Raw genomic sequence first — 21,612 nt, 5'->3', positions numbered from 1 at the left:
TAATATTATTTGCCCGAACATTTGGTAATTCCAAAAACTTCCCTTACTTTTGCGCCCCGAACAAGGAGAGGTGCTCGAGTGGTTGAAGAGGCACGCCTGGAAAGCGTGTATACCCCTAAAGGGTATCGGGGGTTCGAATCCCCCTCTCTCCGCAACAGTTCTGAATAAGATGAAAAACTAGCGGGTAAAGGTCTACAAATCTATGATTTGTAGACCTTTTTTGCTTGTCCTCCGTTTACTTTGAAAGACTTGGAAACTACGCCTTTGTAAATTAATTATAGATAATGAAAGCTGGATGACATCTCCTTTCATAATAAGGCGATGGGATAATGCATTGCCACTGCAAAGCAAGTGCATGCTTTTTGCAGTACTACTGCATTCAGCTTTGCAGTGGCGCTGCAACACATATGCAGTGTCACTGCAGCATATATGCAGTAGCGCTGCAACACGTTTGCAGTCACACTGCAGCAGATGTGCAGCGACGCTGACCCGGTAGGTGTGTACGGGATTGTATCATGTTTCGTTAAGAAGATATTATAAACTATCCTTTGAATGTCGTATTTTTGTCTATCCATAATTTAGAGTAGTCAAAGAAAGCTATGAAACACACTCGTATGAAACTAAAAACAGTGGTAAAGAACCTTCATGAAGGCTGGAAATTCCGGCAGGCGAGACTGACCAATTGGTATCCGGCTACAGTTCCGGGAGTAGTCCACACGGACTTACTGCAGAACAAGATTATTGAAGACCCGTTTTTCCGGTTGAACGAACGGGGATTGCAATGGATTGACAAGGAAGACTGGGTTTATGAAACTTGCTTTACTCTTGCTGCCGGCATGATGCGGAAAGAGAATATGGAGCTTGTGTTCGAGGGGCTGGATACTTACGCTGACGTTTATTTGAATGATGAATGTATACTGAAAGCGGACAATATGTTTCGCCGCTGGTCTATCCCCATCAGGCAGTACATCAGGGAGGAGAATAATATACTGAAGGTGTACTTCCATTCGCCGATAAAGATAGACGTCCCCAAATGGGATGCACTTCCCTACCAGTATCCGGCATCCAATGACCAGTCTGAAAACGGGGGCTTGTTCAACAAGAAGATAAGCATTTTTGCCCGTAAGGCAGGTTATCATTATGGCTGGGACTGGGGGCCGCGTCTGGTTACCTCCGGCATCTGGCGTCCGGTGTATATCAGGGCTTGGAGCGATTTGAGAATCAACGATGTGTTTATCGAGCAGAAGGAAGTCGGTGCAGGCAGGGCCGTGATTGCCGGATATGTGGAGCTGGATGCCGATAAGGATATGGACGGAGTGCTGGTCACGATAACGGATGAGGTTACTGGAAGAGTGCTTGGCGAGTGGCAAGCGGATTTGAAGCGAGGCACCAATCGGGTGACCGTTGATTTCGTCCTTCACAAGCCGAAGCTGTGGTGGAGTAATGGACTGGGGGAGCCTTTTCTTTATCGTTTCCGTACGGATATCATTGCAGGTGGGGAATTGTTGGACTCTAAAACCGAAAGGGTGGGCATACGCTCTTTGAAGGTGGTGCATCAGCCGGATAAGGACGGGCATACTTTCTATATAGAGCTGAACGGGCGTCCGGTTTTTGCCAAAGGAGCCAATTACATCCCTTCGGATAACTTCCTGCCGCGCGTCACTCCCGAGAATTATAAAAAGACGATTCTCGATGCCGCCGGTGTAAACATGAATATGTTACGCGTCTGGGGTGGAGGTATCTATGAGAACGATGTTTTCTATGATTTGTGTGATGAGTATGGAATCATGATTTGGCAGGACTTCATGTTTGCCTGCAGCATGTATCCGGCAGAAGGCGCCCTACTCGATAATATCCACCAGGAGGCGGTGGACAATGTGAAACGTTTGCGCAATCATGCCTGCATTGCTTTGTGGTGTGGAAATAATGAATGCCAGGATGCCTGGCTGGGCTGGGGCTGGAAGCGCGAGATAGAACGGCAGAACAAGGAATATGCCGACAAGATTTGGGCACAGTACCGGCAGCAGTATCATGTCACCTTACCCGGGGTGGTCAGGGAGTATGCACCCGGAACCTTCTATTGGCCTTCTTCTCCTTTTGCATTCGAGGGAGAGATGTCCGGTACTACTGACGGGGACCGTCACTATTGGAGTGTCTGGCATGGTAAAGCACCCATTTCTGATTATGACAGCGAGAAATCCCGCTTTTTCAGCGAGTACGGTTTTCAGTCTTTTCCAGAGTTCGAGTCCGTCAAGCGTTATGCTCCTTACCCCGAAGACTGGGATATACGTTCCGAGGTGATGATGTCCCATCAGCGTGGTGGCGACCATGCCAACGGGCTGATTGAGACTTACCTGTTGAATGAATATAAAAAACCGCGTGATTTCCGGGCATTCCTTTATATGAACCATGTGCTGCAGGGAGATGCCATCAAGACGGCCATCGAGTCGCACCGCCGCCAGATGCCGTATAATATGGGGACGCTTTTCTGGCAGCACAACGACTGTTGGCCCGTAGCTTCCTGGGCGAGCCGTGACTATTACGGACGCTGGAAGGCGCAGCACTATTATGTTCGCAAGGCCTATGATGACATCCTGATTTCTTCGGTAGTGGAGGGGGATGATTTGATAGTATATGCAGTGTCCGACCGCTTGGAGAATACTTCCGGCCGGCTGCAGCTTCAGGTCTGCCAGTTCGACGGAACCGTGGTTCATCACTGGGGCAAGTCTGTCGGCATCTCCGGTAATGACAGCCGTGTCTGTTTTTCCGCACCGCTTGCCAAGTTGCTGGAGGGGGCAGATAGAGGAACGGTATATGTCCGTGTAGACTATACGGACAAATCGGGCAGGGTGTACCATAACAACTACTGTCTGGGCAAGCAGAAGGATATGGATTATCCGAAGGTGGATTTGCAGACTGAAGTCCGTTCCATTGAAGGTGGATATGAAGTGATGGTTTCGGCAGACAAGTTTGCCCGTGCCGTATGCTTGTCCGTTGCCGACAATGAAAGTGTGTATAGCGACAATTATTTTGATGTCCAGCCGAAGGGCAGCGTGCAGGTGCAGGTCAGGACGCGATTGTCTGCCGAAGCGTTCAACGGTTCGTTGAGGCTGACTTGCCTGAACAATGAATTCTGATACTCGCCATCCGGACGTTGGCATGCTTCTTCCGTCCGGATGTTTTTTACATAAAGATAATATGCTGCTTCAGTATAGCTGATATTTGTGTCCTCAGCTGATTGGCATTGATAGGTTTAGCCATATATGCGTCGAAGCCGTTTTCCATGACCTGCTGTTCATCAGAAGCATAGGCAAAGGCGGTGACGGCTATGATGGGGACTTGTGTAGAGTATTTGCGTATTTCCCTGGTCGCTTCGTAACCATTCATCACCGGCATGTTGATGTCCATCAAAATAAGCTGCGGGTCGTATTCCCTGAACATATTCACGGCTTCCTGACCATTCCACGCATGTATCAGATTGTAGTCTTTTCGTAGGATGGACTCAATCAACCGGAAGTTGCTGTCATGGTCTTCGGCAACCAAGACGGTGATTTTCTGCTTTTTTACTTTTATAGGTTCGGTCTTGCTTTCTGCCTGCCGGATGCGGCTTGCCGGCACATAGGGGAGGGTGAACCAGAAGGTAGAGCCTTCGCCGGGCTTGGAAGTCAGTCCGATATTGCCTCCCATGTGCTGTACCAACATCTGGCAGATGGATAATCCCAGTCCGGTGCCTTGGGCAAAATTATTGAGCTTGACAAAGCGGCCGAATATGCTCTCTTGTTTGTCTTCGGGGATACCGCATCCCGTATCGGATACGTAGAAATAAAGCATCTTGTCGTCTTGCAGCTTGTAGCCAAAACGGATACTGCCTTCTTGGGTAAACTTGATGGCATTGGTCACCAGATTGATGACGAGTTGAGACAAGCGGTTACGCTCGGAATGAATGTGGCATTCGGGCAGTCCGGGCTCAAAGGAGAGGGTGACATTCTTTTCGGGCGATAGCTTCAGGCAGAGCGAACTTTCCAGCTCTCTCATCACTTTGTTCAATTCAAAATCCGTATCAATGAATTCCATTGTGCCTGCTTCTATCTTTGACAAGTCCAGAATGTCACTGATGAGTTGCAGCAGCAAAGTATTGTTGTTCTCAATGATGCTGACGTATTCTTGTTTTTCTTCCTCCTCTTCGGTGGAAGCCAATATTCCGGAGAATCCCACAATGGCATTGAGCGGCGTACGGATTTCATGGCTCATGTTGGCGAGGAATGCGGATTTCAGTTTATTCGACTCTTCCGCACGGTTCTTGGCGGAAACCAGTTCCGTCTCCATCTTTTTCCGTTCGGTGATAACCAGCGAAGAGCCCACCAGGGTCAGCGGCTTATTGTTCTCGTCGTAGGTTTCTACGGCGGCCTGGGCCTCCACCCAGTCGAAGTGTTTGTGTCCGTCGGCATGATTGATGACGCGGTATTCCTCCTTGACTTTCTGGATACGTCCCTCAATCAGGTCTGTATAGGCTTGTTTCACTTTTTCCAGGTCTTCCTTGTGTATTTTGGAGAAATACTGGCTGTCGGGTACGGACAGCTGTTCATCGTCCATGATACCGGCATTATTGCTGAGCTCTATCGGCTTGTTGACATCGCAGAGTATGGTGTGTGTCCGGAGGTTCCATTTCCATGGTACGATGTTGGCAACGTCGAGTGCCATGGAAAGTTTCCGGTTTGTCGACCTCAACTGTATTTGGGTGTGGTGCAACTCGGTGCTGTCAACGCAGAAGACGTGCATGTATTCGCCATTGTCGCTTGCCTTGACTACAATGTCGTAGAAAGTGTCTATCTTCTTGTAATAATAGGGGAAAGTTACGGAACGTTTCTCCTTCAATGCAATATTCATGAAATGGAGGAACTCGTTCATGGATTCGGGAAATAATTCGCTTCCCCGCTTGCCGACAGCCTCTTTGCGCATGATAAATCTGTCTTCGAAGAAATTGTTGACATCTATATATAAGGTGTCAGTAATGCGCCCTTTTTCATCTTTTATAAGTTTCTCATACATGTATAGGATGGGCATGTTGTTTATCAGATTTCGGTATTTGAGATTGCTGTCCAGTTGTTGCTGCTGTAATCTTTTAATTCTACTCAGTGACTGTAGGCGGAGATATTGGAAAAAGAACAGCAGAGTTATGATTGCGGCAGTGATACTGATAATGACATATTCGTACTTCTCCCAGAAGGTGGGAGGCATGTTGTAGAATATGGTACCCTTGGGGCATAGCTTCGGATTCAGGTCACGCTGCAGAAGGGATTTATAGTTGAATACGGGGGCTCCGTCGTCGGGATAGTATAACGAGATGTTGCGTGCCGGGGTACCATCCAATATCTTGTGGATGGTTTCTAGTAGCCGGGCATTATATTTCTCTTTGTTGTAAATGTAGCCGCCTACAATCCCCCCTTCTTCTTCAATACCGATGGCCCTTAGCGAAAACAAAGGGATGGGGGCGGTAGAGATGACCCGGTGGGAATTACTCCTCATGATATTGTCATGGGGAGAGCTCTTGTACAGCCAGGATGAAAAGATGACTCCGGTAGTATGGGGATTCACGTGGTTCAGTATATTGAAAAGGCTGTCCGTTCGGATGTCTTTCGCACTAAGGAACTGGTAATCCAACTCCGGATACTTTTCACGGATAATCTCGGACAAGTCATAGTCGTTCTGCTGGCAGATGTATGTTTCATCCCCTATATACATGACCTTATCCATTTTGGGGATGAGTTGCTTCATGAGTTGCAGGTTCTCGTTCAGGTATACACTGGATTGCATTAAGGTCAGATTGTACTTCTTCTGTAGGTCACTGATGGGAATACGCTCTGTGCGGGGCAGGGCGTGCTCGCGTATCATTGTTTCCTTAGGACCGGTATAATCCCTCTCACCACATAATATCATGGGGATATCGGGCCACTGCCGGTTCAGTTCATCGCACATGATGAAACTTCCGCATCCGATAAGCACGATAAGTTTAGGGTTCTTGTAACTCTTGAACAAGCTCTCTTTGAATGTCTCCAGTTTATTTTCCTCGTCAAGTGTCAGCATTTTCATGTGTGCGGTGTATACTCCGATGTGGCTGTTCTGTGATGCCATGTTCACAATGGAGGTGATGAAATCATTACTCCAGGGATTGGCTTCTGTATAAGTATTGATTATCAGAATATCGTCGACGTCTGTTGCGGGAGATTTTCCATATAGGGTGTCTGTGCAGGTGAACGAGCAGAGTATTGCAATTACTGTTCCCAGTATGTATTTCATATCCTTTGGACCGTTTTAATGTTTGCTATTGTGAAAATTCTTACAAATGTAGGGGTTTCCCGGTGGATAGACAAAGAAAAAGATGAATTTAAGCGGGATATGGAAAAATAAAGCGGAGCAACATATTGAAATGTCACTCCGCTTCTCATTGAGATGTTGAAAGATGTGTTTTCAGGAGATTTAGTTGTTTTCTTTTTTAATGTCTATGGTCATGAACCGTTCACCGTCATATAGACTTTTGACACGGATGTTCAGCCCTTTTTTCTCTTTCAGTTGTTCCGCTATATTGTCCAGCTTGAAGGAGGCCAGTCCGGTGCCCAGCGTGAGCTGGCTGTCATTGTAGGCATTGTGGCGGAATTCGAGATTGACGTAATCCGGTTTGTCGTTTTCGCCGGTGGATGCTTCATTGATGACCAGGTTCAGCATGTGCTTCTTATCTTCGTTGTTGCTGTGGTAGAATTGATATTTGATGTTCAGATACTCGCCCGTAATCCATAAATCCGTGGCGTTGATGTTGTCGTCTCCGATACTGTCTGCCTTTTCGGCAGGCATGGAGTAGATGTCTTTGGTCAGAATGTTTTCGATGTGCTTTATTTGGGCATTATATTCGTAGCCTGGAAGTTTCTCTTCCAGTTCGCGGAAGTAGATGAAAGCCCTCTGGCCGTCTATTACGGCATAGTCGTGAACATAGGTTGTGTCACTGGGATATAGTTTACTGCCTTCGTCCAGTGAGAAATAGTAGTCTTTTCCTTCGATGACCTTTACCGTACCTACGGCGAACAAAGTGTCATATTTGTCATCCCAATCGTCCAGGCATGATTGCAATACAATGGCAGTCAGGAATAAAAGCATGGATGCTGCCAATGTCATTCTCAGTTTCTTCATAAGTGGTAGGTTTTAGCTCTTTTTCTGTTTAAAACTTATTTTTGTATTCAGAAAATGCGGTGAAAAGCTAAATACTGCGTAGTATACTGTTAAAGAAATAAAAGTATGATTTTCTTCTCTGCCTGATGCAGTATTTTTGCGCCGATTGCATTTATAGGGTAAACACGTGTTAAAAGAGAGAATGGAAGAACAGGAATTGGCAGAACGCTGTAGGCAAGGAGACAATCTTGCCCGCAAAGAACTGTATGAGCGCTATGCGGGACGCATGCTCAGCGTATGCCTCCGTTATGCAGGTGACCGGGAGACTGCCCAAGACCTGATGCATGACGGTTTTCTGAAACTTTTTGATTCTTTCGATAAGTTCACTTGGCGGGGAGAGGGTTCTCTGCGGGCATGGATGGAACGCGTAATGGTGAATACGGTGTTGCAGTATTTGCGGAAAAATGATGTGATGAATCAGTCATCGGCCTTGGAGAATGCACCCGAAGCTTATGAGGAACCGGAAGGTTCGTCAATAGATGTCATTCCTCAAAAGGTACTGATGCAGTTTATCAGTGAATTGCCTGCCGGCTATCGTACCGTATTCAACTTATATATCTTTGAAGAGAAATCCCATAAGGAGATTGCTCGACTATTGGGAATTAATGAAAAATCCTCTGCCTCGCAGTTGACGCGTGCTAAAGCGACTTTAGCGGCAAAAGTACGTGAGTGGATGAAAAGAAATGATTAAATGAAGGAACGTATGGAAGATGAATTGTGGTTGAAAAAGATAAAGGACAAGCTGGAAGACTATTCCGAACCGCTGCCGGTTGCCGGATGGGAGCGGTTGGAGAAGGAATTGTCCGTTTCCGGAGCTCCGATAACCGGACCGCATAGGATGATACCTTTCCGTCGCTGGGCGGTGGCCGCGGCAGCTGTGTTGCTGGTGGCGGTTTCGTCCGTCAGTCTGTGGCTGTTGCAGAGTCCGGTAGGGAATGAAATGCGGCATACGTCAGTGCCTGCTTTGGCTGTGGCTCCGGACGTCTTGCCGGAACAGACGGTACCTGCCGTACGGACTAATTCCATAGAGCCTGCCTATCGGGCACATGGAAATGCATCGGCACCCAATAGGGAGGCAAGTCGCCCTTTGGTTGCACAACATATCAGAATATCGGTTGGCGATGAACAGCAGGAGGAAATGTTGCCGGTTGAAACTACAGATGAGGCTGTCGGTATTGGGCAGCAGGCGGAAGAACCGGTAGTGGAAGATACAGACCATGAAACTACAATGCAGGCAGAGGAACCGGAGAGAATAAGGGAAGACCGCTATCGTCCGTCAGGCCGGGACAAACTGCATCTTCCGGAAAAAAACAGTTCTGGTAGGGATACTAAAGGATGGGCGGTTGGCTTGTCCGTAGGAAATACGGGAGGTTTTTCATTGGCGAATGAAGGGGAAGCGAATGTGATGTCGGACTACATGCCTGGAAGTCCTATTTATGGCGGTAACGTAGATTTATCCTCTACGGCCAATGGCATTGTTACTATTCCCGACGGGCAGGAACTGGTTTTTAAGGATGGTATGCCCTATCTGCAAAGACGCGAAAAGAAAATTGCGGATATAGACCATAAACAACCGCTCAGTTTCGGTGTTTCGGTGCGGAAAAACTTGGCGAAGGGTTTCTCTGTGGAAAGCGGGCTGACGTATACCTATCTTGCTTCTGACGTAAGGTATGAGGGCAGCTCGGAAAAGATAAGCCAGAAGCTGCATTATATTGGCATTCCGGTACGGGCCAACTGGAACTTTGTGGATACAAAGAACTTTACGATGTATGTTTCGGCGGGGGGTGCCATTGAAAAATGTGTGTATGGCAAGATTGGTACTGAGAGTGAGACTGTGAAACCGGTACAGCTTTCTGTCATGGGTGCTGTCGGTGCCCAGTATAACATAAGCAATAGGGTTGGCTTGTATGTGGAACCGGGAGTATCCTATTTCTTTGATGACGGTTCGTCGATACAGACTATACGCAAGGAGAACCCGTGTAACTTTACGTTGCAGGCCGGCATACGTCTTACTTATTGATGGCAGGACAGACATGTTTTTGTTCACTTTCTTGTAGATTCAGAATTTTCTTAATAACTTTCGGCCGTGTTTCTTCGTTGGTGGATGAAGGGACACGGTTTTTTATTGGTTGAGAAGAAAGAAAGTAGGTCGGGACATGCCCGGCAATATAACAAACACGTAGTAAAATAGACAAAATGAAGATTAAAAAGAAAGTAGCCTTAAGCGGGCTATTGCTTTGTTGTGCAATCACGGCAAAAGCACAAGTGTGTATTACTCCCCAGGCGGAGCAGCGTGCCAGGGAGTTGGTTTCTCAAATGACTCTGGAAGAAAAAATCGATTACATTTCCGGTCCCAAATCTTTTTATATCCGGGCTGTGCCCCGGCTTGGCATACCCGAAATCAGGATGGCCGATGGTCCGCAAGGCATACGTAACAATACTCAAAGTACCCTGTATCCTTGTGGTATCTTGTCGGCTTCGACATGGAACCGTAAGTTGGCTAGAGAACTGGGACATGGTTTGGCCCGGGATGCAAAGGCCCGTGGGGTAAGTATTCTGTTGGGGCCCGGAGTCAATATCTACCGTTCTCCTCTATGCGGGCGAAACTATGAGTATTTTGGTGAAGACCCTTATCTGACGGGCGAAACAGCCAAAGAATATATTCTGGGAGTGCAGGAAGAGGGAGTCATGGCTACGGTGAAGCATTTTGCAGCCAATAACCAGGAGTGGAGCAGGCATCATGCCAGCTCGGATGTGGATGAACGCACGTTGCAGGAAATTTATTTTCCCGCGTTCCGAAAAGCTGTGCAGGAAGCAGGAGTAGGAGCGGTCATGGATAGCTATAATCCGCTGAACGGGGTGCATGCCACCGAAAACAGCTGGCTGAACATTGATGTACTGCGCAAGCAGTGGGGATTTAAAGGTATCCTGATGTCTGACTGGACATCTGTATATTCCGGTGTGGGAGCCGCTAATGGAGGGTTGGATTTGGAAATGCCCGTCGGTAAATTCATGACCAGGGAGATTCTTATTCCGGCAATAGAGAATGGTATCGTGAAGGAAGAGACCATTGACGCCAAAGTCCGGCATATACTCCAGACATTGATTGCTTTTGGAGCACTTGATACTCCGAGAGAAGATAAATCTATCGATAAAGACAATGCACAGTCTAAGGAAATTGCACTTGACTTGGCGAGGGAAGGAGTAGTGTTATTGAAAAATGATAACGGTACGTTGCCTTACCGGAACGGTAGAACATTGGTAATCGGGCCTAATGCCGATATTATTCCCACAGGAGGGGGAAGCGGATTTGTCACCCCTTATTCGGTAGTGTCGCTCTATGACGGTATGGTTCAGTTGAAGGGCGGCAGACAGATAGAACTGCTGTCTGACAGCCTTCTTTATAAGGATATGTCCCAACAGATTTATACGGATGACAGTTTTACGCAAAACGGTTTTAAGAGCGAATATTATAATACTCGTAATCTTACCGGAGAACTCTTTCAGGCTGCTATAGAGCCTGCCATAGACTATGCCTGGAAATACGGTGCACCGTTCGACGGCATGCCGGTAGATCAGTTTTCTGCCCGTTGGACGGGAGTTTACAAGGCTGACAAGGATGGAACTGTCAAGTTCCAGCTGGCTGGCGATGACGGATACCGTCTGTTTGTAAACGATAAGCTGATTACCGGAGATTGGGGGAACCATTCATTCAGTACCCGCAGTGCATTTATGCAGGTCAGTGCAGGGGAGATATACCGGTTGCGTATTGAATATTTTGATAATGTGGGTGAGGCGACTGTCAGTTTCCAGGCAGGAATGATGGATGAGGAGCGTTTGGCCTCTTCACTGAAGCATGCCAGGAATGTTATTGTATGTGCCGGGTTCAACAGCAGTACAGAAGGTGAAGGGTTCGACCGTCCGTTTGCATTGTCATACGGGCAGGAATATCTCATTAATAAAGTGGCTTCACTTCATGATAATGTGGCTGTGGTGGTGAATGCCGGAGGTGGAATAGATTTCCGCAATTGGGGGCAGAGTGTACAAGCTATTTTGATGGCATGGTATCCGGGGCAGGAGGGTGGAAAGGCCCTTGCCGAAATCATTACGGGCAAGCTTTCGCCAAGTGGCAAACTACCAGTCAGCATCGAGGAAAAATGGGAAGATAATCCGGTATATGGTAATTATTATGACAATCGCAATGTACCTCATAAACGGGTGCAGTATGCCGAAGGCGTTTTCGTAGGTTATAGGGGATATGAACGGAACGGAAAGCAGCCACTCTATCCTTTTGGGTATGGATTGTCATACAGTAGTTTTGAATACAGTAATCTGAGTGTTGAGAAGACGGGTGGAAACCGGGTTACGGTAAGCTTCGACATCAAGAATACCGGAAAGATGGATGCTGCAGAAGCGGCTCAGGTATATGTGCGGGATGTGGAATGTTCTGTTCCGCGTCCATTGAAGGAGTTGAAAGGCTACGATAAGGTTTACTTGAAGAAGGGGGAAACCAAGCGCATCCGGATATTGCTGGATGAGGAAGCCTTTGCCTACTATGATGTGGAATCACATCGGTTTGTAGTGGAAAAGGGGGCTTTTGAGATTCTGGCAGGTCCTTCTTCGGCTGACTTGCCGTTGAAGGCAACTGTTGTCTTATGATAGAATAAATATCAAAACAAGAATAGCGCTATGAAAAAGATAATAATATTGATGGTTTGTCTGTGGGGACTTGGTAACACCTTTACCTCGGCACAGACTACGGAGAAGGAGAAATTTATCTCCGGTTTGATGAAACAGATGACGCTGGACGAAAAGATAGGCCAGCTTGCACAATGCACCTACCGGGGGAATTTTACCGGACCCGACGGTGGAAATATTCCTAAGGAAGAATACGTACGGCAGGGCAGAATGGGCTCTATGCTGAATGTGATAGGAGTAAAGGACATACGCCGTTATCAAGAACTTGCTCTGCAGTCGCGTTTGCGTATTCCTTTAATTTTTGGACTGGATGTTATCCACGGCTATCGTACCGGGTTTCCGCTTCCTCTTGCCGAGGCTGCAAGTTTTGATTTGGCCATGATTGAGGAAGCTGCACGCTACAATGCTTTGGAAAGTGCCGCCGATGGTTTGAACTGGGTTTTTGCCCCGATGGTGGATATTTCGTGGGACGCACGTTGGGGACGCGTCATGGAAGGGGCCGGTGAGGACCCTTATTATGGTTCTCGGGTAGCGGAGGCGCGTGTCAGAGGCTTGCAAGGAGACGATTTGGCAGACACGACGACTGTCATGGCATGTATGAAACATTTTGCCGGATATGGTGCACCGATAGCAGGAAAGGAGTATAATAGTGTGGATATGTCAATGGGCCACTTTGCCAATTTTTATATGCCTCCCTATAAGGCGGCCATAAAGGCAGGAGCAGCTACCGTGATGAGTGCTTTCAATGATTTTAATAATATTCCTTGTACTGCCAATGATTTCTTGCTCAACCGGCTATTGAGAGAGCAGTGGGGATTTAAGGGATTTGTTGTGTCCGATTATAATTCGGTAGAGGAATTGGTGAACCACCGTTATGCTGCTGACAAGAAAGATGCCGCAGCCAAAGCGCTGAATGCTGGTCTGGACATGGAGATGGTAAGTACCTGCTACTTGACTTATCTGAAGGAGCTTGTTCAAGAAGGGAAAGTAAAGGAGAGTGTGCTTGATGATGCAGTACGGCGTATTTTGGAGAAGAAATATGAGTTGGGATTGTTTGAGGACCCTTTTCGCTACTGTAATCCGGAAAGAGCAGCCAGAATACTCAATGCACCCGAAGTCCGCAATGCTTCGCTCCGTATGGCCGAGCGTTCCGTTGTATTGCTGGAGAATAGGGAATCCGTACTTCCGTTGACGGCGCAGACGAGGAAGATAGCCTTGATAGGAGGACTCTCAAAATCCCAATACGATATGGCAGGCGCTTGGGCCGCCACTACGGACCGGAGCAAAGTGGTGACCTTGTATGATGCACTGGTCCGGAAAGGACTGGAGGTGAACTATGCTGAAGGCTATGATATGAAGAGCAATCAATTGACCGGACTGCAGGAAGCATTGCAGGCTGCTGAGGCTTCGGATGTCATTGTTGTGGCGGTAGGCGAGAGATTCGGTCAGAGTGGCGAGAAGGCTTCCAAAGTGAATATAGCTATACCCGAGGGGCAGCAGAAGCTGGTGTCGGAACTGGCAAAGACTGGAAAACCTGTCATTGCTCTTGTCATGTGTGGGCGTCCGGTAATCTTCAATGAGATAAGGGAACATGCTGATGCGGTACTGTGTACTTGGTGGCTGGGGAGTGAGGCCGGCAATGCCATATGCAATGTGTTGTGGGGAGAGTATAATCCTTCGGCTAAATTGCCCATGACATTTCCTGCACACGTAGGGCAGATTCCCATTTATTACCAGAATAAGAGTACCGGTCGTCCTACCGCATTGCAACAGACTTATAAGGCATCCTATATCGATGCTTCCACTGAGCCTGCCTATCCTTTCGGATATGGGCTTTCGTATACGGATTTTGGATATTCTGATTTGAAACTGCTGCCGGGCAAGGATGCAGGCGTCCATACGGAGGTGTCGGTAAAAGTGACTAATACCGGTAAGTGTGCAGGAGAGGAAGTAGTCCAGTTGTATGTGCAGGATAAGGTAGCGTCTGTTACGCGCCCGATAAAGGAGTTGAAGGGCTTCAGGAAAATTCATCTGAATGCGGGTGAAAGCAAAACTGTAGCTTTTCAGATAACTGACGATGCACTGGGATTCTATGACAATGAGATGAATTATATGGTAGAACCTGGTGATTTCGTCTTTATGGTGGGTGGCAGTAGTGATGATGTACAGCAGATTACCTATAACTTGAAAGAATAGGATTCTTGTCCTATAAATGAAAAGCAAGGCTGTCTGGAATCATATCCGGACAGCCTTGCTTTTCTGTTTTAGTTGGTTATCACATTCGTGAAATACTCTTTGAACAGTTTTTCTGCCCGTTCCAGTTGTTCCGGAGTATTTTCCTTCACTTCTTTCAATTTGTAATCCCATCCCATGACTTCGTATTTGTGAACGCCCAGACGGTGGTAAGGAAGTATTTCCACCCGTTGTATCTGCCGGTATTTGCCGAGATTTTCACCCAGCAGGCGGATGTCTTCTTCCGAATCGCTGTAACCGGGAACCAGTACATAACGCAGCCAGAAGGGGCGCTCATGTTCTTCGAGCCAGGCAGCGGTGCGGAGTGTCTGTTCGTTGCTCCGTCCCGTCAGCGTGCGGTGGCGTTCGGGATTGAATTGCTTGATGTCCAGCAGCACGAGGTCAGTCAGGCTAAAGAGCTCTTCCACCTTTTCATTCCAGATGCTTCCGTTACTATCCAGGCAGATATGGATGCCGTTCACCTTCAGTTCCTTGAATAGGGGAATCAGCGCTTCTGCCTGCAGGGTAGGCTCGCCGCCGGAGAAAGTAATACCTCCTTTTTTCCCGAAGAATGCTTTTTGGCTGACAGCCATGTGCAGGATTTCTTCTGGGGTGGTGGGAGTGCCTCCTTTTACATCAATCGTATCCGGATTGGCACAATACAGACAACGGAACGGACATCCTTGCAGGAAAACAACGAGCCGGAGACCCGGCCCGTCGAATGTTCCCATACTTTCGTAGGAGTGTATGTTTATCATATTACATCCTTTCGTGGAATGAACGGCTGATGACTTCCAACTGATGCTCGCGGCTCAACTTCACGAAGTTCACTGCATAGCCGGAAACGCGGATGGTGAGTTGCGGATACTTTTCGGGATGTTCCATGGCATCTTCCAGCATTTCGCGGTTCAGTACGTTTACGTTCAAGTGGTGGGCACCTTTGGTGAAGTAGCCGTCCATCATGGTTACCAGGTTCTCTACACGTTCTTCCGGTGTCGGGCCCAGTGATTTGGGGACGATGGAGAACGTATTGCTGATACCATCCTGCGAGTCGCGGTAACGCAATTTGGCTACAGAGCTCAAGGAGGCGATGGCACCGTTCTTGTCACGTCCGTGCATCGGATTGGCACCCGGAGCAAAGGCAACACCTTTGGCGCGTCCGTCCGGAGTAGCGCCTGTCTTTTTGCCATACATCACGTTGGATGTGATGGTCAGCAATGAAAGAGTGGGGCGGGCATTTTTGTAGACGGGCAGTTTCTTCAGTTCTTCACTGAAGTAGTATACTAAATCCACACCGAGGTGGTCTACACGGTCATCGTTATTACCAAAGCAAGGGAAAGAACCTTCCATATCAAAACCCTCTGTCAGACCAATGTCATTACGGCGGGCAGTGACTTTGGCATATTTGATGGCAGAGAGGGAATCGATGGCGATGGAAAGTCCTGCCACACCGTAAGCCAGATTGATGCGCGGGTCGGTATCGATGAATGCCATCTGAGCCTTTTCGTAATAATACTTATCGTGCATGTAGTGGATAATGTTCATGGCTTCGTTGTATACGCGGGCAATTTCAGTCAGTACCTTCTTGTAGTTGGCCATTACTTCCTCGAATTTCAGCGTGTTGCCGGTCAGTACGGGAATACCTTTCACCATGACGGTTCCGGTATTTTCGCAACGTCCGCCGTTGATGGCGAGCAGCAATGCCTTGGCTAGGTTGGCACGTGCACCGAAGAACTGGATTTGCTTTCCGATGGCTTGGTAAGATACGCAGCAGGCAATACCGTAATCGTCACAGTTGCGTACTTCGCGCATCAGGTTATCGTTCTCGTATTGGATAGAGCTTGTGTCTACGGAAACTTTGGCACAGAAATCCTTGAAACCTTCCGGCAGTTCCGGGCTCCACAGTACCGTCATGTTTGGTTCGGGAGAAGGACCGAGATTGTATAGGGTTTGCAGAAAACGGAAAGAGGTTTTGGTCACTTTCACACGTCCGTCGTTGAAACGGCCGCCAATGGCTTCGGTCACCCAAGTCGGGTCTCCGGCAAAGATGTCATTGTACGACTGCATACGCAGATGGCGTACCATGCGCAGCTTGATGACGAACTGGTCTATCAGTTCTTGTGCAAAAGTTTCGTCAATCTTGCCGTGAGCCAAATCATACTCGATGAAGATGTCGAGGAATGAAGATACATTGCCCAATGACATGGCAGCACCGTCTTGTTCTTTCACGGCAGCCAGATAAGCCATATATACCCATTGCACAGCTTCTTGCGCTGATGTTGCGGGGCGGCTGAGGTCGAGTCCGTAGTATTCGCCCATCACTTTGATGTCTTTCAGGGCCTTGATTTGCTCTGCTACTTCTTCACGCAGACGGATACGGGCTTCGGTCATGGGACCTGTCAGATTGCGCAAGTCTTCTTGCTTGGCTTCGACAAGTCGGTCGATACCGTAGAGTGCCAGACGACGGTAGTCACCGATGATACGTCCGCGAGCATAGTTGTCGGGAAGACCGGTCAGGAATCCCAATGAACGGAAGGAACGGATTTCTTCGGTATATACATCGAATACGCCGTCGTTATGTGTTTTGCGGTAATGGGTGAAGATGTCTTTTACTTTATCGTCCACTTCCACTCCGTTTTCACGGCATGCTTTTGCTACCACGTTGATTCCTCCGAAAGGTTTGATGGATCGTTTCAACAGTTCGTCAGTCTGCAAACCGACAATAAGTTCATTGTCTTTATCAATATACCCGGCTTTATGAGAAGTGATGGTAGATACGGTGGTGTTGTCCAGTGAACGGACGCCATTGTTGTTTCTTTCTTCTTCGAGAGCCTTCAGACAGATGTCCCAGATACGTTTGGTACGTTCGGTAGGTCCCTGCAGGAAAGATGCATCTCCGGTATAGGGTGCGATGTTTTTACTGACGAAATCACTGACATTGATTTCTTTGCTCCAAAGCCCGTTGGTAAAGGTTTTGTTCAATTCCATAAAATTTGTTTTTGTTAGTAGGTTAGATAATGTTATCCTTTAGAGCGCACAAAAATACTGAATAAATTCCGTAATTTTATAAGAGATACTTCTCTTTTTATGTTGAACAGCATAAAATAACTATTATTAGGTAGTGAATGTCCGGGGGAGTAGAGATGTTAATACTTTCTTTATATGTGGTTTATGAATTGAAACAAGAACCGAATAATAATCTGCATTATTTACAAATGATGTAGGTTTAAGGAACAGTCGTATTCTGAACCTAATTCAGTCGTATAGTGAATGCCATTCAGTCGTATACTGAATAGGGTTCAATCGTATACTGAATGTGGTTCTTTGTAAATATACTGATAGCCAGTAAGTTATAAAACTCTGTCTTGCCCTTGATAAATTTCAACAAATAGCCTAAATGCCGTTATGTTCGTTCCGTAGTGGGTATAAACAAGAATTTTGGTATAATTGCTCTGTTTTTGTGCAGAAAAGTTTGTAGAATAAAAAATGATTTGTATCTTTGCACCGCTTTAAAAGAAAAGCACTTCTGAAAAAGAAGTTTTGGAGAGGTGGCAGAGTGGTCGATTGCGGCGGTCTTGAAAACCGTTGTGCTGCGAGGCACCCGGGGTTCGAATCCCTGTCTCTCCGCTGAACGTGCTGGACAGAAATGGTCAGCAAACGGACAAAAAGCTACAAATCAACGATTTGTGGCTTTTTTTATTGTCCGAAAGTCCTGCTTCCAAGACTTTAAAAGTACGGTAAAAGACAAAGTTTCGTTACTAAATCGTTACCTATTCCTTACCGGACAAAAACGGTAACGATTTGTCCTCAAATGACCTGATAATGACTTGATTAGTCCACAGTCTGCATAACTCGAAAACGAGAGGTAAAAATTAATTTTGCAACTAAAAAAAGTGAGTTATGAAATCGACATTCAAGGTTCTTTTTTATTTGAAGAAAGGTTCTGAAAAGAAAAACGGCGAGGTTATGATTATGGCACGCATCACCATAGACGGCAAACTTTGCCAGTTCAGCACGAAACAGAGCATCCAGCCCGACAACTGGAACACGGCTGCGGGCAAAGCCAAAGGCAGGGATGCCGGGAGGATAAACGCCCTTTTGGACGACATACGTTCTTCCCTGAACACCATTTACCACGAAATGCAGCGGCGTGACAACTACGTGACCGCCGAGAAAGTGAAGAACGAGTTCTTGGGACACAGCGAGAGCCACGAAACAATCCTTTCATTGTTCCAAAAGCACAATGACGATGTGAAGCAGCTTGTGGGCATATCCAAGACGATAGCGACCTACCGCAAGTATGAAGTGACCCGCCGCCACCTCGCCGAGTTCATCCGCAGCAAGTACAACGTATCGGACATATCCATAAAGGAGATAAGCCCGATGTTCATTACCGATTTTGAGTTGTACCTGCGTACCGCCTGCAAGTGCGGCTACAATACCACCGCCAAGTTCATGCAGTTCTTCAAGCGCATCATCATCATTGCCCGCAACAACGGCATACTGGTGGGCGACCCGTTCGCCAGCTACAAAATCCGACTGGAAAAAGTGGACAGGGGTTATCTGACAGAGAACGAGATAAAAATCATCCTTAAAAAGAAAATGGTTTCCGAACGGCTGGAACACGTCAGGGACTTGTTCGTCTTTTCCTGTTTCTGCGGTCTGGCTTACAGCGATGTTGCCAACTTGCGGCAGGAGAATATCCAAAAGTCCTTTGACGGCAACCTTTGGATAATCACCAAGCGGGTAAAGACCAACACGGACGTGAATGTCCCCTTGCTGGATATTCCCAAGATGATTTTGAAGAAGTACAAGGGCAAGCTGCCGGACGGCAAGATACTTCCCGTAATCAGCAATCAGAAGCTAAACGCCTACTTGAAAGAGATTGCCGATATTTGCGGTATTAAAAAGAACCTGACATTCCACCTTGCCCGGCACACGTTCGCCACGACCACCACGCTGTCAAAGGGCGTACCCATTGAAACGGTGTCCAAGATGCTGGGACACACAAATATAGAAACTACGCAAATTTACGCCCGCATCACCAACAGCAAGATAGGCAGCGATATGCAGGGGCTTGACAAGAAGTTTGTCGGCATCGAGAAAATTTACAAGGAGGTAGCCATGTAACATGGCTGCTATTTCCCGAACAACAAGTATCACCTTTCAATAAATAAATGCGTTATGGCTAAGCAATCTAAAATAGAATACAGTAAAGAATACCTCACAAGTGAGGAACTGTCAGCGATTTCAAAAGTGAAACTGCCCCTGTCCCGGCAGCGTAAAGCCCGTGACATTTTCCTGTTCTCGTGCTACACGGGAATGGCATACAGTGACATAAACAGGCTTAGGAAAGAAAATATCTTGGCACATTCCCGTGAAAAACGTTTTCTGCGCTTTCATGTGTCTAAAAGTACCTTGCTATACTCGTTTCCACTGCTTGATGCGCCTTACGACATTTTGAAAAAATACCGGGGGCTTCAAGAAAACGGGGAGCTTCTGCCCGTTTTACCACTCCCGGCAATAAATTACGATTTACAAAACGTTTGTGCCGCCGCTGGCATAAAAAAATCCGTTACCTTATCTTGCGCCCGCAAGACATTTGCCTTTGTTGTCGCTCCTGAAAACGGCATTACCGCCAGTATGCTAACGGGGATTTATAATGAACACAATCGGTAACAAAACAGGTAACGATTTCGGTAACTAAATACTACATAACAATCTATATCCAAGCATTTTACATTCTTCCACCTTGCGGGCAGTCCACCGACTACCCGCATTTTTTTATATCCCTTTCCCACTGGCACATTCCCCGAAACGCCAGCCGTGCCGTGGCATGGCTGACTGTATTTCGTGAAAAGAGCCGTTGGAAACCCGCACAAGCGTATTGCAAGCAAGCTCACAACACCCTTGCCTTTCCCATCCGCATGGAGTGTTCCCTAAAAGACGAAAGAGAACAGGCACTTTTCCCCAGTTTCCTAAATGTAAATCTTCCTCTCACGCAGTCCCCCAGCCGGGACAGTCGTTTTAATCATTTCAATAGGCAAAGGTAATTATATCCATATTTCAGTAAGAAAGATTATAACTATATTAAAGGAAGACACTACATTTGTCGTATATTTTCCATAGCGAAATCTAAAAAATAACTGAATAAATTGGATTGACTATGAAAAATAGCGTCATAGACAATATCTGCCCTGAACATCTGGACGTAAATCAAGAAAATGGTTCATCTAATACAACATTATCGCAATCGCAACAACTATATATATTATGATAATTCTGCATCCAGCCATAACAGTGCAGAATTATTAATAGTAAAATCCAGCACACCTCTATCTTTCATCCAAGACAGATAAGACCTGACCGTAGAACCCACCAACACATATTGCTCAATAGTCATTGTCAGACCAAACATTCGGAATATCTCGCTGATAATGTCATCAGTTGTTTTCGGTGTGGCACATATTGTTTTGATTATCTGTTCTATCTCATACACCTTCTGTCGGTTTATTTCCGCAAGTTCGCTGATATCATTGCAAGGGTCAGCATGAGAAGGGATGAATATATCCGCTTTCAAAGTTTCTATGTTTGTCAGCGTTTCCAAATAGGCGGCGACATCATAGATAAATGTCACACCATATTTCTCCAATGTTGCCCTACTGCTTACACAATCGGCAAGAAATACCGTATTGTCGGGAGTTCGAAATCCAACCATATCAAAGAAATGTCCGGGAAGAGGAATTATCTCTATTTTACTTGGAAATTCATGAGAGGAGAAATCTGTGACTACGGACTCTTTCGCCATTAGGAATTTACTTCTCAAATCCTTGCATGGATAACCGCCATAGAGAAATGACGGTTCAAGAACCGGATAACGAATGAAATCAGCTTCAATGCCAGCACAGAATACTGGGCAACCAATTTTATTCTGAACATAAGCATTACCTCCTATATGGTCGGCATTGGAGTGTGTGTTGAGAATCCCTCTAATAGTCCAGCCTTTGGAATCCGCTATTTTCAGCACCTTTTTTGCAGCCTCCTTATCGTTGCCGCTGTCTATCAGATACACTTCACGTTCCGACTGTGCATAAATGCCAATCTTAGCCGGACAATTTATATAATAGCTCTGTGCCCCTACTTGTTGAAGCTCGTACATAGTCTTAATTTTCAGAATATAAATTACAGAATCTTTGTTTATTGGATTGATAGTACATTTCTGTATGTCCGGTGTGTCATTTTCAAACGATAAAAGAAGTTTTTTGGCAAACCTCAATCCATATGCAAAATTACCTAATTCATATAATATTTCCCTATAATTGAATGTTTTTCTTTACTTAGGCGTAATTTAATTACACCTTTTATTTTCCTCTTATTTTTAAGGAATCTAATTATTGACATTTTTAATTTGCGGGCAGTCCACCGACTACCCGCATTTTTTTATATCCCTTTCCCACTGGC

Annotated in this window: 12 protein-coding genes and 2 tRNA genes; 9 read left to right on the top strand and 5 right to left on the bottom strand. The window is 46.5% G+C overall.

Annotated features, from left to right (window positions below; all coding sequences use genetic code 11):
- The first annotated feature begins 64 nt into the window (after positions 1 to 64).
- Positions 65 to 152, top strand: a tRNA-Ser gene (locus tag DWZ67_RS00165).
- A gap of 447 nt (positions 153 to 599) precedes the next feature.
- Positions 600 to 3,137, top strand: a complete 2,538-nt coding sequence (locus DWZ67_RS00160) for a beta-mannosidase (protein ID WP_120137932.1) — start codon at positions 600 to 602, stop codon at positions 3,135 to 3,137.
- A gap of 46 nt (positions 3,138 to 3,183) precedes the next feature.
- Here DWZ67_RS00160 and DWZ67_RS00155 read toward each other — a convergent pair whose 3' ends face one another.
- On the bottom strand, positions 3,184 to 6,297 hold the full coding sequence (locus tag DWZ67_RS00155) for an ATP-binding protein (protein ID WP_120137931.1): 3,114 nt from the start codon (positions 6,295 to 6,297) through the stop codon (positions 3,184 to 3,186).
- Positions 6,298 to 6,477: 180 nt separating this feature from the next.
- Positions 6,478 to 7,182: a NigD-like protein gene (locus DWZ67_RS00150; RefSeq protein ID WP_005832500.1), complete on the bottom strand. Its 705-nt coding sequence runs from the start codon at positions 7,180 to 7,182 to the stop codon at positions 6,478 to 6,480.
- Between the two features lie 181 nt (positions 7,183 to 7,363).
- Here DWZ67_RS00150 and DWZ67_RS00145 point away from each other — a divergent pair, with 181 nt between their 5' ends.
- The 4 genes from DWZ67_RS00145 to DWZ67_RS00130 all read left to right on the top strand — a co-directional run bounded on the left by DWZ67_RS00145 (position 7,364) and on the right by DWZ67_RS00130 (position 14,115).
- Positions 7,364 to 7,912 (top strand): RNA polymerase sigma factor, encoded by a 549-nt coding sequence (locus DWZ67_RS00145; RefSeq protein ID WP_005831669.1) that lies wholly within the window; start codon positions 7,364 to 7,366, stop codon positions 7,910 to 7,912.
- Positions 7,913 to 7,924: 12 nt separating this feature from the next.
- Positions 7,925 to 9,241 (top strand): porin family protein, encoded by a 1,317-nt coding sequence (locus tag DWZ67_RS00140; RefSeq protein WP_394811634.1) that lies wholly within the window; start codon positions 7,925 to 7,927, stop codon positions 9,239 to 9,241.
- A 176-nt stretch (positions 9,242 to 9,417) separates the two neighbouring features.
- Positions 9,418 to 11,880, top strand: a complete 2,463-nt coding sequence (locus tag DWZ67_RS00135; protein ID WP_120137930.1) for a beta-glucosidase — start codon at positions 9,418 to 9,420, stop codon at positions 11,878 to 11,880.
- 30 nt (positions 11,881 to 11,910) lie between these two features.
- Entirely contained in the window at positions 11,911 to 14,115 is a 2,205-nt protein-coding gene (locus tag DWZ67_RS00130) for a glycoside hydrolase family 3 N-terminal domain-containing protein (RefSeq protein WP_120137929.1), read from the top strand.
- Between the two features lie 68 nt (positions 14,116 to 14,183).
- On the opposite strand, the gene pflA is transcribed toward DWZ67_RS00130, so the two are convergent.
- Together pflA and pflB are read right to left on the bottom strand one after the other, a co-directional pair.
- Positions 14,184 to 14,909, bottom strand: a complete 726-nt coding sequence (gene pflA / locus DWZ67_RS00125) for a pyruvate formate-lyase-activating protein (RefSeq protein WP_120137928.1) — start codon at positions 14,907 to 14,909, stop codon at positions 14,184 to 14,186.
- Position 14,910: 1 nt separating this feature from the next.
- Positions 14,911 to 17,139 (bottom strand): formate C-acetyltransferase, encoded by a 2,229-nt coding sequence (gene pflB, locus DWZ67_RS00120; protein WP_120137927.1) that lies wholly within the window; start codon positions 17,137 to 17,139, stop codon positions 14,911 to 14,913.
- Between the two features lie 554 nt (positions 17,140 to 17,693).
- Between pflB and DWZ67_RS00115 the strand changes: the two genes are divergently transcribed.
- The 3 genes from DWZ67_RS00115 to DWZ67_RS00105 all read left to right on the top strand — a co-directional run bounded on the left by DWZ67_RS00115 (position 17,694) and on the right by DWZ67_RS00105 (position 19,830).
- A tRNA-Ser gene (locus DWZ67_RS00115) sits at positions 17,694 to 17,778 on the top strand.
- A 273-nt stretch (positions 17,779 to 18,051) separates the two neighbouring features.
- Positions 18,052 to 19,281 (top strand): site-specific integrase, encoded by a 1,230-nt coding sequence (locus DWZ67_RS00110; protein WP_120137926.1) that lies wholly within the window; start codon positions 18,052 to 18,054, stop codon positions 19,279 to 19,281.
- A 54-nt stretch (positions 19,282 to 19,335) separates the two neighbouring features.
- Positions 19,336 to 19,830 (top strand): hypothetical protein, encoded by a 495-nt coding sequence (locus DWZ67_RS00105; protein WP_120137925.1) that lies wholly within the window; start codon positions 19,336 to 19,338, stop codon positions 19,828 to 19,830.
- Between the two features lie 592 nt (positions 19,831 to 20,422).
- Here the strand turns inward: DWZ67_RS00105 and DWZ67_RS00095 are convergent.
- Positions 20,423 to 21,310, bottom strand: coding sequence for an MBL fold metallo-hydrolase (locus tag DWZ67_RS00095; RefSeq protein WP_120138122.1), 888 nt, complete (start codon positions 21,308 to 21,310; stop codon positions 20,423 to 20,425).
- Between the last annotated feature and the right edge of the window lie 302 nt (positions 21,311 to 21,612).

Origin of the sequence: Bacteroides sp. AF34-31BH (assembly GCF_003602795.1) — a bacterium.
GTDB lineage: Bacteria > Bacteroidota > Bacteroidia > Bacteroidales > Bacteroidaceae > Bacteroides > Bacteroides uniformis.
The sequence above is the reverse complement of the archived record's forward strand: the minus strand, read 5'-3'. Positions and strand labels throughout refer to the sequence as shown.